Genomic DNA, 13,498 nt, shown 5'->3' with positions numbered 1-13,498 from the left:
CTACTTCACCGCCAGTTTCAGGCCTTGGCGCGGCGTGACGACCGGCGTCCAGCCGAGAACCTTGCGTGCCTCGGATATGTCGACCTGCAGCGAACCGCAAAGGCGTTGATAGACGGCCTCCTTCCCGACAGCCTTCGCCGCCATGTGCAGCAATGCAGACGGGAAGGGGACCAGCATCGGCTTGACGCCGAGCCCCGCAGCGATTCCCCGGATGAGCTCCGGAGTCGACAGGTCCTCACCATCTCCAGCGAGGAAAATCCCGCCGCCGGCGGCCGGATGCGCCGCGCAGGTGATGATCAGATCGACGAGATTTTGCACAGCCACCAATGTGCGGCGGTTCTTCAGTGAAGCGAAGGGGAGCGGTATCCGCTTGCGGACGAGGCCGACAAGAAGGGCGAAGTTACCTCTTGCGCCAGGCCCATAGACCAGCGGCGGGCGGATGACGACGATTTCCATACCGGTGCGGGCGGCGATTTCGCGCAGACCGATTTCGCTTTCAAGCTTCGAAATGCCGTAAGGATCGATCGGCTTCGGCGTGTCGTTATGCCGGAACGGCCGATCGTTCTCTTCGCCATTGACCTTGATGGTGCTGACGAAGACGAATCTCTTCACGCCGGCGCGGGCCGCCTGTTCGGCAAGGTTGAGTGTGGCGGCGGTGTTGGTCCGGCGGAATTCCGCCAGCGGATCGGCTGCGCGGTCGTTCATGATGTGAACGCGGGCGGCAAGATGGAGGATGACGTCGACACCTGCAAGTGCCGCCGCCCAGTCGGTCCTGTCGGTTATGTCTATCGGAAAATGCCTGACATCATCAGGAAAGGCAGACGTTTGGGATCTGGTGGTGACCACCAGATCACAAATCTTCTCTGCGTGCAGCCGTTTGACAAGTGGACTACCGACGAAGCCGGCAGCGCCGGTGACGAGGCATCGCATGATCTTCTCCCTGCTCATCCATCGGCCTTGGCTAACCGGAAGTCAGACCCGCATCAATAAAAAAGCAGGGCGGACCGCATGCTGCGGCTCTCCGCATTAATCAATCCTGCGGGCGGCGGCCGTTAAGGGATGACATCTCGGTCCTTCGACTGAGCCATCGCGGGTCGGCGCGGCACCATATCTTGTTGAAGACACAGGATTTTTCGCCTCCGCTCCGGTCCACCCCCCGCTTGCGTCGGAATGGTGGCGAAATGAGCAAAAGGTAAAAGATCGCCAATTTCCGAGATGGAAGTTAACGAAAGTAAACACTTCATTAACCATAATGATGCTCTAATGCATGCAGATCGGACAAAGGCCCGGAACGGCGCAGACAGCTTCGCGCAAGCGTCGTTTTCAAAAGTGAAAGTTATTTTTGGGGGTGTTGATGAGTCGCAAGCATGTCGCTGTCCTGATGGGCGGATTTTCCTCGGAACGGCCCGTCAGCCTTTCCTCGGGAAAGGCTTGCGCAGCAGCCCTCGAAGCCGAAGGCTTCAAGGTGACGTGCATCGATGTCGCCCGCGACGTTTCCGAGAAGCTTGCGGCGCTGAAGCCCGATGTCGTCTTCAACGCGCTTCATGGGCCCTTTGGCGAGGATGGCACCATCCAGGGCATCCTCGAATATCTGGAAATTCCCTATACGCATTCGGGCGTGCTCGCCTCGGCGTTGGCGATGGACAAGGACAAGGCAAAGCTTGTCGCTGCCGCTGCCGGCATTCCGGTTGCCGAATCACAGGTCGTCAACCGTTTCGCCTTTCCTTCAGTGCATCCGATGAGGCCGCCCTATGTGGTGAAGCCGGTGCGCGAAGGGTCGAGCTTCGGCGTCGTCATCGTCACGGAAGATCAGGCGCATCCGCCGCAGGTCGTCAGCTCGCCCGAGTGGCGCTATGGCGAGGACGTTCTTGTCGAGCGCTATGTCTACGGCCGCGAACTGACCTGCGGGGTCATGGGCGAGACTGCGCTTGGCGTCACCGAGGTGGTGCCGCTGGGACACAATTTCTATGATTACGATTCCAAGTATGCGGTGGGCGGTTCAAAACACGTCATCCCGGCGAAAATTTCACCGAATATTTACCAAAAAATACAAACATTGGCCCTAAGGGCGCATCAGGCAATCGGTTGTCGCGGCGTCAGTCGGTCCGACTTTCGTTACGACGATCGTTTCTCCGAAGACGGCGAAATCATCTGGCTGGAGGTCAATACCCAGCCTGGCATGACTCTAACCTCGCTCGTGCCCGAAATGGCCGGTCATGCCGGTTATTCCTTTGGTGAATTTCTCCGGTGGATGGTGGAGGACGCGTCTTGTTTGCGTTGACGGTCAAGAGGATAGGGCGTCCCAGCCATCATGCTGTGCTTCCGACCGTGGAGGCCGAGGAGCGATTCGTCCTGCCGCGTCCACTGCGTCGCGTCACTCGTTTCCTGATTAGCCTCGGCGGCGGCCGCATCTATATCCCGGCCCATACGGGCACGGTTTCGGCGCTGGCTTTCTTAGGCGCGACCGGGCTTTACGGCATGTCGCTCGGCGGTCACACGGAAGCGGTAGCCCAGGCGACGACGACGGCCGCCGGTTTTGCGATCGAGGACGTCAAGGTCTCCGGCAATTCAGAAACTTCCGAAATCGAAATCCTGCAGCTGATCGGCCTCGACGGCACGACCTCGCTGGTCGCGCTCGACGTCGATGCCGCTCGCCGGAAGATCGCCCATCTTCCCTGGGTCGAAAGCGTCGAGGTCCGCAAGGTCTATCCGAAGACGATCGAGGTGAAGCTCAAGGAGCGCCAAGCCTATGCGATCTGGCAGCACGGGCAGGAGCTTTCGCTGATCGAAAAGAACGGCAGCGTCATCGCGCCGCTGCGCGACAACAAGTTTTCGTCGCTGCCGCTCGTCGTCGGCCGCGATGCGGAAACGGCTGCGGCTTCGCTCGACGAGGCCTTCTCGAAGTGGCCCGACGTGAAGGCCCGCGTGAAGGCCTATGTCTGGATATCGGGACGTCGCTGGGACCTGCACATGGATAACGGCGTCATCGTCAAGCTGCCGGAAGACGGCATCGATCAGGCGCTGGCCACACTTTCGAAGTTCGATGAGCAGCACCAGCTGCTGGAGCGCGACATCGCTGCGGTCGATCTGAGATTGCCGGACAGGACCGCGATCCAGCTGACGCCGGAAGCGGCGGTCCGCCGGCAGGCGGCGGTAACGGAGCGTACGAAGGAATTGAAGAAGTCGGGGCAGAATATATGAGCTTGTTCGGTTCATCCCATTTCGGACTGCCGCGCCTGAAGCCGCTCTCGTCGAAGCGGTCTCATATCGTTTCGGTGCTGGACATCGGCTCGACCAAGGTCGTCTGCATGATCGGCCGGCTGACGCCGCGCGAGGAAAGCCAGATCCTGCCGGGCCGCACGCACAATATCGAGATCATCGGCATCGGCCACCAGCGCTCCCGCGGCATCAAGACCGGCGTTATCGCCGACCTCGACGCGCTGGAAGGCGTCATCCGCCTCGCCGTCGATGCGGCCGAGCGCATGGCGGGGCTGACCGTCGAGAGCCTGATCGTCAACCTGACGGCCGGCCGCCTTGGAAGCGACATCTACACGGCGACGATCGATCTCGGCGGCCAGGAAGTCGAGCTCAACGACTTGAAGAAGGTACTGTCGGCCGCCTGCCAGCAATCGCTGCGCCAGGACCGTTCGGTGCTGCATTCGCTGGCGACGGGCTTCTCGCTCGACGGCGAGCGCGGTATCCGCGATCCGCTGGCGATGTATGGCGATGCGCTCGGCGTCGACATGCATGTGGTGACGGCAGAGCGCTCGGCGCTGAAGAACCTCGAGCTCAGCGTCAACCGCGCGCATCTTTCGGTCGAGGGCATCGTCGCGACGCCCTATGCATCCGGCCTTGCCGCTCTCGTCGATGACGAGGTCGAGCTCGGCTGCGCGGCGATCGACATGGGCGGCGGCACGACGACCATTTCGGTCTTTGCCGAAGGTAAGCTCGTACATACGGATGCCGTCGGCCTCGGCGGCCATCACGTCACCACAGACCTGGCGCGCGGCCTTTCGACTCGCATCGAGGATGCGGAGCGGCTGAAGGTCGTGCACGCCTCGGCACTTTCGAACTCCTCCGACGAGCGCGAGCTGATCTCGATCCCGCCGATCGGCGAGGATGATCGCGATCAGCCGTCGCAGGTGCCGCGGGCGCTGGTTTCGCGAATCGTGTCGGCGCGAATTGAAGAGACGATGGAACTGATCCGCGACCGGATCCAGCGCTCCGGCTTCAGCCCGATCGTCGGCAAGCGCGTCGTTTTGACCGGCGGTGCAAGCCAGCTGACCGGCCTCGCCGAAGTGGCGCGGCGCATCCTTGCCCGCAATGTCCGCATCGGCCGTCCGATGGGCGTTTCGGGATTGCCGACGGCGGCCAAGGGTCCGGCCTTTTCGACGGCCGTCGGCCTGATGATCTATCCGCAGGTCGCGGACATGGAGACACATGCGTCACAGAGCGGTCTGCTCATGTCGCTTGGGGGAAATAACAGCCGCATAGCCCGGATGGGCCAGTGGCTGAAGGAAAGCTTCTGAAATTTGAGTAATTGGCCGGCGTGGCGATGCGGCCAGAGAGAGAAGGAACAGGTACCATGACAATCAAGCTGCAAAAGCCTGACATCACAGAGCTGAAGCCGCGCATCACCGTGTTCGGCGTCGGCGGCGGTGGCGGCAACGCCGTCAACAACATGATCACCGCCGGCCTCCAGGGCGTCGACTTCGTCGTTGCCAACACGGATGCGCAGGCGCTGACGATGACGAAGGCCGAGCGTATCATCCAGCTCGGCGTCAACGTTACCGAAGGCCTCGGCGCCGGTTCGCAGCCGGAAGTCGGCCGCGCGGCTGCGGAAGAGTGCATCGACGAAATCGTCGATCACCTGAACGGCACGCATATGTGCTTCGTCACCGCCGGCATGGGCGGCGGTACCGGTACCGGTGCTGCTCCTGTTGTCGCGCAGGCCGCCCGTAACAAGGGTATCCTGACAGTCGGCGTCGTCACTAAGCCGTTCCATTTCGAAGGCGGCCGCCGCATGCGTCTCGCTGAGATGGGCATCCAGGAACTGCAGAAGTCTGTCGACACGCTGATCGTCATTCCGAACCAGAACCTCTTCCGCATTGCCAACGACAAGACGACCTTCGCCGACGCGTTCGCCATGGCCGACCAGGTTCTCTATTCGGGCGTTGCTTGCATCACCGACCTGATGGTGAAGGAAGGTCTCATCAACCTCGACTTCGCCGACGTCCGCTCGGTCATGCGCGAAATGGGCCGCGCGATGATGGGCACCGGCGAAGCCTCCGGCGCCGGGCGTGCGCTGCAGGCCGCCGAAGCGGCGATCGCCAACCCGCTGCTCGACGAAACCTCGATGAAGGGCGCCCAGGGCCTGCTGATCTCGATCACCGGCGGTCGCGACCTTACGCTCTTCGAAGTCGATGAAGCCGCGACCCGTATCCGCGAGGAAGTCGATCCCGACGCCAACATCATCCTCGGCGCCACCTTCGACGAATCGCTCGAGGGCATCATCCGCGTCTCGGTCGTCGCGACCGGTATCGACCGGGCGATCAGCGAAGCTGCCGAGCGCAACTTCCAGCCGGCTGCCAAGCCCGCTATCCGTCCCTCCGCGGCTGTTGCTCCGGCAGCGGCCGCAGTTCAGCCTGCGCCGGTGATGCAGGCACCAAAGGCCATTGATCCGATCGCGCAGACCATCCGCGAAGCCGAGATGGAACGCGAGCTCGAGATTCCGGCCCCGCGTGCCGCCGCACCGCTTCAGCAGCCTGCTGCGCAGCAGGAAGTCTTCCGTCCGCAGAGCAAGATCTTCGCGCCTGCACCGGAGGCTCCGGCCATGCGTCCTCAGGTGCCGCAGCAGGCTCCGGCGCCGGTGATGAGCCAGCCGGTGATGAGCCAGCCCATCCAGCAGCAGCCCATCCAGCCGCAGCCGGTCCGGCAGGAGCCTGTCATTCGTCAGGCGCCCGAGCCGATGCGCATGCCGAAGGTCGAAGACTTCCCGCCGGTCGTCCAGGCCGAGCTCGACCACCGCACGCAGGCGGCTTCCGCGCATGGCCAGGAAGAGCGCGGCCCAATGGGTCTGCTCAAGCGAATCACCAATTCGCTGGGACGCCGCGACGATGACGCGGTTGCAGCCGACATGACTGCCGCACCGCCGGCTGCTTCGCAGCAGCGCCGTCCGCTGTCGCCGGAGGCAAGCCTCTATGCGCCGCGCCGCGGCAATCTCGACGATCAGGGTCGCGCGGTTCCGCAGGCCCGGATGATGCAGGAAGACGACCAGCTGGAAATCCCGGCATTCCTGCGCCGCCAGTCGAACTGAGATCGGGGCTTCGGCACCGTTTATGCCCGGGATCCAGGTCCCGGGCATTGCTGTTTTTCGGCCTCGGATTCTCCAGCGATTTCAATTGCGTGACTTCGTAACAATGCGAAAGAAACAGTGATTTGGATTGGGGGGCCGGCGCACGTAAGTATGGTGCAAGGAAACTGCCCTAGGAGACTCCTCAACAAGGCTCCTTCTGCAGAATGAATGATAACCGCGCCGTGGGTCAGATCACTGGAGCGGAAGAATAAAGGCAGATTTTATGGCAATTGGCTTGCTGGGTTTTCAAACGACGGTATCGCGTCCCGTGACGCTCTCGGGCATCGGGGTCCATTCGGGTGCTAATGTCTCGATCACGCTGAACCCGGCCGAATCGGACACCGGCGTCGTTTTCCAGCGCCTGCATGACAATGGCGACATCACCGAACTGAAGGCCGTCTCCTCGCAGGTCGGCAATACCGACCTCTGCACAGTGCTCGGCTTTTCACCGACGCATTCGGTTGCGACGATCGAACATGTCATGGCCGCCATCTATGCGCTCGGCCTCGACAATGTGGTGATCGAAGTGCAGGGCGCCGAAATGCCGATCATGGACGGCAGTTCGCTGCCTTTCGTCGAGGCGATCGAGCAGGTCGGTCTTGTCTCGCTCGGCGTCAAGCGTCGCTATATCCGCATCACCAAGCCGGTGCGAATCGAGCATGGCGGTTCCTGGAGCGAATTCCGTCCCTATGACGGCACACGCTTCGAAGTGGAAATCGATTTCGACTGCCCGCTGATCGGCCGGCAGAAATGGGCCGGCGACATGAGCGCCGCGGTCTTCAAAACCGAGCTTTCCCGCGCCCGCACCTTCGGCTTCATGCGCGATGTCGAGCGGCTCTGGGCTTCGGGCCATGCGCTCGGCTCGTCGCTCGAAAATTCCGTCGTCATCTCGGATGACAACACCGTCATCAACGTCGAAGGGCTGCGTTACGCCAAGGACGAGTTCGTCCGCCACAAGACGCTCGATGCCGTCGGCGACCTGTCGCTCGCCGGCGTCCAGTTTATCGGTTGCTACCGTTCCTATCGTGGCGGCCACAAGATGAACGCCAATGCGCTGAAGGCGCTGCTCGCCGATCCCTCCGCTTACGAAGTGGTCGAGACCTCGACGCCGCGCCAGCGCGTCGCTGCGCGGGAATTGATCGCCGTCAGCGCTGCGGAATTCGCTCCCTGGTCGGCATGACCTCCAGCCGATTCTCAAAGACCAGGCCGCCTCTTTCCCGGAGGCGGTTTTTTTGTGTCGCCCCAAGTTTGCGGCGATAGGCATTTTAAGGCAGGTGCTTAGCTGCAACAGGTCGGCAAGAAGGTGAAAAGCCGGGCATTTCCGGCCGCGGCTGCCACAAAAATGCGTTAATGCCTTATCATTGCGTTGCTCTCGATGCACATTTGTGGCTAGAAACGCCAGCGAGGCGTAGCTGCCGTGGAGCGAGCGGCGGCAGTGGGGTTCTTTCGAATGGCTTATGCAGGATCTGAAGGTATGATGAAGACAGCGCGCGCTTTGTTCGCATCGCTTCTGGTGCTCAGCGCAGGCGCCTCTATATCTGGTTGCCAGTCGGACCCCGATATCGACATCACCAAGCTCGGCCTGGAAACAGATCCGCCTGATGTGCTCTACACCCAGGGCCTTGCCAACATGAAGGCCGGCAACATGGCGGAAGCGGCGCGCAAGTTCGACGCCATCGACCGCGAGAACCCATTCTCCGAATGGGCGCGCAAGGCGCTTGTGATGAGCACCTTCGTCAAATACCGCCAGGGCAAGTTCGATGATGCGCTCGCGTCGGGCAACCGTTACATGGCGCAATATCCGAAGTCCCAGGATGCCGCTTACGTACAGTATCTCGTCGGCCTCACCTATTCCAAGCAGATCGTCGACGTGACGCAGGACCAGCGCGCCTCCGCCAAGACGATCGAAGCGATGCAGGCCGTCGTCGACAATTACCCGAACTCCGAATATGTCGACGATGCGCAGGCGAAAATCCGCTATGCGCGCGACCAGCTGGCCGGCAAGGAAATGCAGATCGGCCGCTATTATATGGAGCGGAAGGAATATCTCGCCGCGATTTCGCGCTTCCGCATCGTCGTCGAGAAATATCCGAATACGAACCAGATCGAAGAGGCGCTCGCCCGTCTCGTCGAGGCCTATTACGCGATGGGCATCGTCGACGAGGCGCAGACCGCGGCAGCCGTTCTTGGTCACAACTACCCCGACAGCCAGTGGTACGCCGATTCCTACAAGCTGCTGCAGACCGGTGGCGCCGAGCCGCGTGAAAACAAGGGCTCGTGGATCGCTGCGGCAGGCAAGAAACTCCTGCTTGGTTCATAAGTCCAATGCTGATCCAGCTTTCGATCCGCGATATCGTCCTGATCGAGCGGCTGGATCTTGCCTTTGAGACCGGCCTTTCCGTGCTGACGGGCGAGACCGGGGCGGGCAAATCCATTCTGCTCGACAGTCTTTCGCTGGCGCTCGGCGGGCGCGGCGACGGTGGTCTGGTGCGCCATGGCGAGGACAAGGGCCAGGTGACGGCGGTGTTCGACGTCGGCATGGACCACGGCGCTCGCGCGCTGCTCAGAGAAAACGGCATCGACGACGAGGGCGACCTGATCTTCCGCCGCCAGCAATCGGCGGACGGGCGCACCAAGGCCTATGTCAACGACCAGCCGGTCAGCGTGCAGCTGATGCGCCAGGCCGGCCAGATGCTGGTCGAGATCCATGGCCAGCACGACGACCGCGCCCTTGTCGACACCAATGCCCACCGCACCCTGCTCGATGCCTTCGCCGGCTTGACCGACGAGGTTGCCGAGGTCGCCCGGCTCTATCGCCTGTGGCGCGACAGCGAGCGAACGCTGAAGAAACATCGCGAGAAGGTGGAAAGTGCGGCGCGTGAAGCCGACTATCTGCGTTCTTCCGTCGAGGAGCTTGAGAAGCTGTCGCCGCAGGACGGCGAAGAGGAGGAACTCGCCGAAAGCAGGCAGAAGATGATGAAGGCCGAGCGGATCGCCGGCGATATCGCCGAAGCCTCCGAATTCCTGAACGGCAATGCCTCACCGGTGCCCCATATCGCCTCGCTGGTGCGCCGGCTGGAGCGCAAGAGCCATGAGGCGCCGGGACTGCTTGAAGACACGGTGACGCTGCTCGATGCCGCCCTCGATCAGCTCTCCAATGCCCAGATGGAGGTCGAGGCGGCGCTGCGCAAGACCGAATATGATCCCCGGGAGCTGGAGCGGGTAGAGGAACGGCTTTTCGCGCTGCGAGCCGCTTCGCGCAAATATTCCGTGCCGGTCACCGAGCTGCCGGCGCTTGCCGTTCGCATGATCGCCGATCTTGCCGATCTCGACGCGGGCGAGGAGAAGCTCGCCCGGCTAGAAGCCGAGGTCGGCCTGGCGCGGGAGAACTACGATACCGCCGCACGCGCACTCTCCGACAAGCGCCATCATGCCGGCACGGCGCTGGCCGCGGCCGTGATGGCTGAGCTGCCGGCACTGAAGCTCGAACGCGCCCGATTCATGGTCGAGATCACCACCGATGCGCAGGAGGCGCTGGCCGAAGGTATCGATGTCGTCGAGTTCCATGTGCAGACCAATCCGGGCACGCGGCCGGGCTCAATCATGAAGGTCGCTTCCGGCGGCGAGCTGTCGCGTTTCCTGCTGGCGCTGAAGGTGGCGCTCGCCGATCGTGGGTCGGCGCCGACGCTCGTCTTCGACGAAATCGATACCGGTGTGGGCGGCGCCGTGGCTGATGCGATCGGCCAGCGTCTGAAGCGGCTCTCCGATCGGGTGCAGGTGCTGTCGGTAACGCATGCGCCGCAGGTTGCGGCGCGGGCGGCGACTCATCTGCTGATCTCCAAGGGGCCGACCAACGACGGTTCGGAAAAGATCGCCACGCGCGTGGCGACGATGGCTCAGACGGACCGCACCGAGGAGATCGCCCGCATGCTGGCCGGCGCTTCGGTAACCGAAGAGGCGAGGGCGGCCGCCAAGCGGCTGCTGGCCGGCAACGGCTGATTGCCTAACCCGATTTAAGGCCGTAGCGTGACAAGCACGGCGCTTCACGCTATGCGCATCTTCCCGATCAGACGCGATCCGTTTTCCATGCGCCTTTTCCATTTCAGCGATGATCCCGATATCGCGGTGTTCGAGCCGCGCCCTGTTCTCATTCCCTCGGTTCGCCCGGTTGGCCGGGAATGGCTGAACGGCCCGCTCGTCTGGGCGATCGATGATGATCATGCTTTCATGTATCTCTTTCCGCGAGACTGCCCGCGTATCCTACTGTGGGGGACGCCGGATACGCCGGAGGCCGAACGGCGGCGCTGGCTCGGTGATTGGCGCGCCGTCGCCTTCGTCGAGCGTCGTTGGTTGGACAGGCTCGAGGCGGAGACGATCCACCGCTATGAAATGACGTCCGACGGCTTCGAAGAGCTTAAGGATGCAGGCATGTGGGTGTCCAGCAGACGCGTCGTTCCCGTCAAGCGGACCGCCATGTCTCGGCTCGACCAGGAGTTTGCGCCACGCAAGGTGGATCTCCGGGCAGTCGATAGCCTGCGGCCGTTGAAAGACCTCTGGAACACCGGCCTGCATGTCAGCGGCATTCGACTGCGCAATGCGAGAGACTGGGAATAGGCCGGCGAGGCGGCGAGCTGTTGTGTTTCCTGCTGGCGCTGAAGGCCGTGACAAGCGTCCCAGAGGTATGAATTTGGCGCGAACGCTGACCCGATCGCCCTCATCCCTGTGCTCGTCACAGGGATCCAGAGCGCCCAAGTCGTTGGGCGCGAGAGACTTCTTACCTGTGTGAGAGTCATTCACGGCGCAGACGCGCCGTGGCTGGATCCCTGTGACGAGCACTGGGATGAGGGCGGAGTGGTGGGCGGCCCTGTCCGATAGCGGGCCATCCGGCATGCAGCCTATTCGGTCTCTCTTTTCATCCGGAAATTTTGCTCTAAAAACAATCCAGATTTTCTGGCCAGATTCCCTGGAGTGATGTCCGATGTCCACCGAAGGTTCCGCCGTCGACACGTTGACGATCGAAGAGGCTGCCGCCGAGCTCGAGCGGCTGGCCAAGGAGATCGCGCATCATGATGCGCTCTACCACGGCAAGGACCAGCCGGAGATATCGGATGCCGATTACGACGCGCTGAAGCGCCGCAACGATGCGCTGGAGGCGCGGTTTCCCGAGCTGATCCGCGAGGACAGCCCGTCGCGGCATGTCGGTGCCGCTCCTTCCGTCACCTTCTCGCCGGTCACTCACGCGCGGCCGATGCTGTCGCTCGACAACACGTTTTCGCAGGAGGACGTGCAGGATTTCGTCGCCGGCGTCTATCGCTTCCTCGGCCGGCTGCCGGACCAGTCGATCGCCTTTACCGCCGAACCGAAGATCGATGGTCTGTCGATGTCGATTCGCTACGAGAACGGCAGGCTGGTAACCGCCGCCACGCGCGGCGACGGCACGACGGGGGAGAACGTCACCGCCAACATCCGGACGATCGCCGAGATCCCCAACGAGCTGCCGAAGGGCGTTCCCGCCGTGGTCGAAATCCGCGGCGAGGTCTACATGGCCAAGAGCGACTTCCTGGCGCTGAACCGGCAGATGGAGGCGGAGGGTAAGCAGACCTACGTCAATCCGCGCAATACGGCCGCCGGATCGCTCCGCCAGCTCGACGCCAAGGTGACGGCGAGCCGCAAGCTGAAATTTTTTGCCTATGCCTGGGGCGAGATGTCGGAGATGCCTGAAGATACGCAGTTCGGCATGGTGCAGACCTTCAAGGACTGGGGCTTTCCTGTCAATCCGCTGATGAAGCGGCTGAATTCGGTCGCCGACATTCTGGCACATTATGACGAGATCGGCCTTGAGCGCCCGGATCTCGACTACGACATCGACGGCGTCGTCTATAAAGTCGACAGCCTCGAATTACAGCGGCGCCTCGGCTTCCGCTCGCGGTCGCCGCGCTGGGCAACGGCGCACAAGTTTCCGGCCGAGCAGGCCTTCACCGAGGTCGAGAAGATCGAGATCCAGGTCGGCCGCACCGGCGCGCTGACGCCGGTGGCGCGGCTGAAGCCGATCACGGTCGGCGGCGTCGTCGTCACCAATGCGACGCTGCACAATGAGGATTACATCAAGGGCATCGGCAATAGCGGCGAGCGTATCCGGCCGGAGGAGCACGATATTCGCGAGGGCGATACGGTGATCGTCCAGCGTGCCGGCGACGTCATTCCGCAGATCCTCGACGTGGTGATGGAAAAACGCGCGGCCGACGCCCGCTCATACGAGTTTCCGAAGACCTGCCCGGTCTGCGGCTCGCATGCCGTGCGCGAGGTCAACGAGAAGACCGGCAAGATGGATTCGGTGCGCCGCTGCACCGGCGGCTTCATCTGCCGGGCGCAGGCGACGGAACATCTGAAGCACTTCGTCTCCCGTAACGCCTTCGATATCGAGGGGCTCGGGTCGAAGCAGATCGACTTCTTCTTCGAACACGAGGACGCGTCGCTGCAGATCCGCACCGCGCCCGAGATCTTCACGCTGGAGAAGCGCCAGCAGCAATCGCTGACCAAGCTGGAGAATATCGACGGCTTCGGCAAGGTCAGCGTCGGCAAGCTCTATGCCGCGATCAACGAACGGCGCAGCATCGCGCTTCACCGCTTCATCTATGCGCTCGGCATCCGTCATGTCGGCGAGACCACGGCGAAGCTGCTGGCGCGCTCCTACGGCACCTATGAAGCATTTGCCACGGCGATGAGGGAAGCAGCACCGCTGTCCGGCGACGCCTGGAACGATCTCAACGCCATCGAGGGCATCGGCGAGGTCGTGGCGCGCGCCATGGTCGAGTTCTACAAGGAGCCGCTCAATATCGAGGTGATTACCCGCCTGCTTGATGAGGTGACGCCACAGGAGGCCGAACAGCCGGTGACGGCGGGAAGTCCGGTCGCCGGCAAAACGGTGGTCTTTACCGGTTCGCTGGAAAAATTCACGCGTGACGAGGCGAAGGCGAGGGCGGAAAGCCTCGGCGCCAAGGTGGCGGGATCGGTGTCGAAGAAGACCGACATCGTCGTCGCCGGCCCCGGCGCCGGCTCCAAGCTCGACAAGGCGCGCGAACTCGGCGTGCAGACGATGGACGAGGACGAATGGCTGGCGCTGATCAGCGGGTGAGAGGCTGA

General features: G+C 62.6%; 10 protein-coding genes. 9 read left to right on the top strand and 1 reads right to left on the bottom strand.

What is annotated here, in order from left to right; all coding sequences use genetic code 11:
- Nucleotides 1-930, bottom strand: coding sequence for an SDR family oxidoreductase (locus C4N04_RS03075; protein ID WP_106795409.1), 930 nt, complete (start codon nucleotides 928-930; stop codon nucleotides 1-3).
- Nucleotides 931-1,354: 424 nt separating this feature from the next.
- On the opposite strand from C4N04_RS03075, the gene C4N04_RS03070 reads away from it, so the two are divergent.
- From C4N04_RS03070 to ligA, 9 genes are all read left to right on the top strand, one after another.
- Nucleotides 1,355-2,281, top strand: a complete 927-nt coding sequence (locus C4N04_RS03070) for a D-alanine--D-alanine ligase (RefSeq protein WP_106795408.1) — start codon at nucleotides 1,355-1,357, stop codon at nucleotides 2,279-2,281.
- Nucleotides 2,269-3,201 (top strand): cell division protein FtsQ/DivIB, encoded by a 933-nt coding sequence (locus C4N04_RS03065; RefSeq protein ID WP_106795407.1) that lies wholly within the window; start codon nucleotides 2,269-2,271, stop codon nucleotides 3,199-3,201. Before C4N04_RS03070 ends, C4N04_RS03065 begins: the two co-directional genes overlap by 13 nt.
- The gene (gene ftsA, locus C4N04_RS03060) at nucleotides 3,198-4,529 is read left to right on the top strand and encodes a cell division protein FtsA (protein WP_004668807.1); all 1,332 of its coding nucleotides are present in this window, start codon (nucleotides 3,198-3,200) and stop codon (nucleotides 4,527-4,529) included. The genes C4N04_RS03065 and ftsA overlap by 4 nt, the downstream gene beginning before the upstream one ends.
- 56 nt (nucleotides 4,530-4,585) lie before the next feature.
- Nucleotides 4,586-6,316: a cell division protein FtsZ gene (gene ftsZ, locus C4N04_RS03055; RefSeq protein WP_038690117.1), complete on the top strand. Its 1,731-nt coding sequence runs from the start codon at nucleotides 4,586-4,588 to the stop codon at nucleotides 6,314-6,316.
- Nucleotides 6,317-6,578: 262 nt separating this feature from the next.
- A complete protein-coding gene (gene lpxC, locus C4N04_RS03050) occupies nucleotides 6,579-7,535 on the top strand; it encodes a UDP-3-O-acyl-N-acetylglucosamine deacetylase (protein WP_038690115.1) in 957 nt (318 codons plus the stop codon).
- 270 nt (nucleotides 7,536-7,805) lie between these two features.
- Nucleotides 7,806-8,675, top strand: a complete 870-nt coding sequence (locus C4N04_RS03045; RefSeq protein WP_170961440.1) for an outer membrane protein assembly factor BamD — start codon at nucleotides 7,806-7,808, stop codon at nucleotides 8,673-8,675.
- A 5-nt stretch (nucleotides 8,676-8,680) separates the two neighbouring features.
- The gene (gene recN / locus C4N04_RS03040; RefSeq protein ID WP_106795406.1) at nucleotides 8,681-10,354 is read left to right on the top strand and encodes a DNA repair protein RecN; all 1,674 of its coding nucleotides are present in this window, start codon (nucleotides 8,681-8,683) and stop codon (nucleotides 10,352-10,354) included.
- An 87-nt stretch (nucleotides 10,355-10,441) separates the two neighbouring features.
- Nucleotides 10,442-10,969, top strand: coding sequence for a DUF6886 family protein (locus tag C4N04_RS03035; RefSeq protein ID WP_038692705.1), 528 nt, complete (start codon nucleotides 10,442-10,444; stop codon nucleotides 10,967-10,969).
- Between the two features lie 364 nt (nucleotides 10,970-11,333).
- On the top strand, nucleotides 11,334-13,490 hold the full coding sequence (gene ligA, locus C4N04_RS03030; protein WP_077993018.1) for an NAD-dependent DNA ligase LigA: 2,157 nt from the start codon (nucleotides 11,334-11,336) through the stop codon (nucleotides 13,488-13,490).
- The last annotated feature ends 8 nt before the right edge of the window (nucleotides 13,491-13,498 follow it).

It is taken from the genome of Rhizobium sp. H4, assembly GCF_003013335.1.
GTDB classification, from domain to species: Bacteria; Pseudomonadota; Alphaproteobacteria; order Rhizobiales; family Rhizobiaceae; genus Rhizobium; species Rhizobium sophoriradicis.
Note: the sequence above shows the minus strand (reverse complement) of the source record. Positions and strands in the feature narration are given on the sequence as shown.

Bases quoted from the DNA above. Each gene is read 5' to 3' on its own strand.
- C4N04_RS03075 (WP_106795409.1), bottom strand. From the start codon at position 930: ATGCGATGCCTCGTCACCGGCGCTGCCGGCTTCGTCGGTAGTCCACTT.
- C4N04_RS03070 (WP_106795408.1), top strand. From the start codon at position 1,355: ATGAGTCGCAAGCATGTCGCTGTCCTGATGGGCGGATTTTCCTCGGAA.
- ftsA (WP_004668807.1), top strand. From the start codon at position 3,198: ATGAGCTTGTTCGGTTCATCCCATTTCGGACTGCCGCGCCTGAAGCCG.
- ftsZ (WP_038690117.1), top strand. From the start codon at position 4,586: ATGACAATCAAGCTGCAAAAGCCTGACATCACAGAGCTGAAGCCGCGC.
- lpxC (WP_038690115.1), top strand. From the start codon at position 6,579: ATGGCAATTGGCTTGCTGGGTTTTCAAACGACGGTATCGCGTCCCGTG.
- C4N04_RS03045 (WP_170961440.1), top strand. From the start codon at position 7,806: ATGGCTTATGCAGGATCTGAAGGTATGATGAAGACAGCGCGCGCTTTG.
- recN (WP_106795406.1), top strand. From the start codon at position 8,681: ATGCTGATCCAGCTTTCGATCCGCGATATCGTCCTGATCGAGCGGCTG.
- C4N04_RS03035 (WP_038692705.1), top strand. From the start codon at position 10,442: ATGCGCCTTTTCCATTTCAGCGATGATCCCGATATCGCGGTGTTCGAG.
- ligA (WP_077993018.1), top strand. From the start codon at position 11,334: ATGTCCACCGAAGGTTCCGCCGTCGACACGTTGACGATCGAAGAGGCT.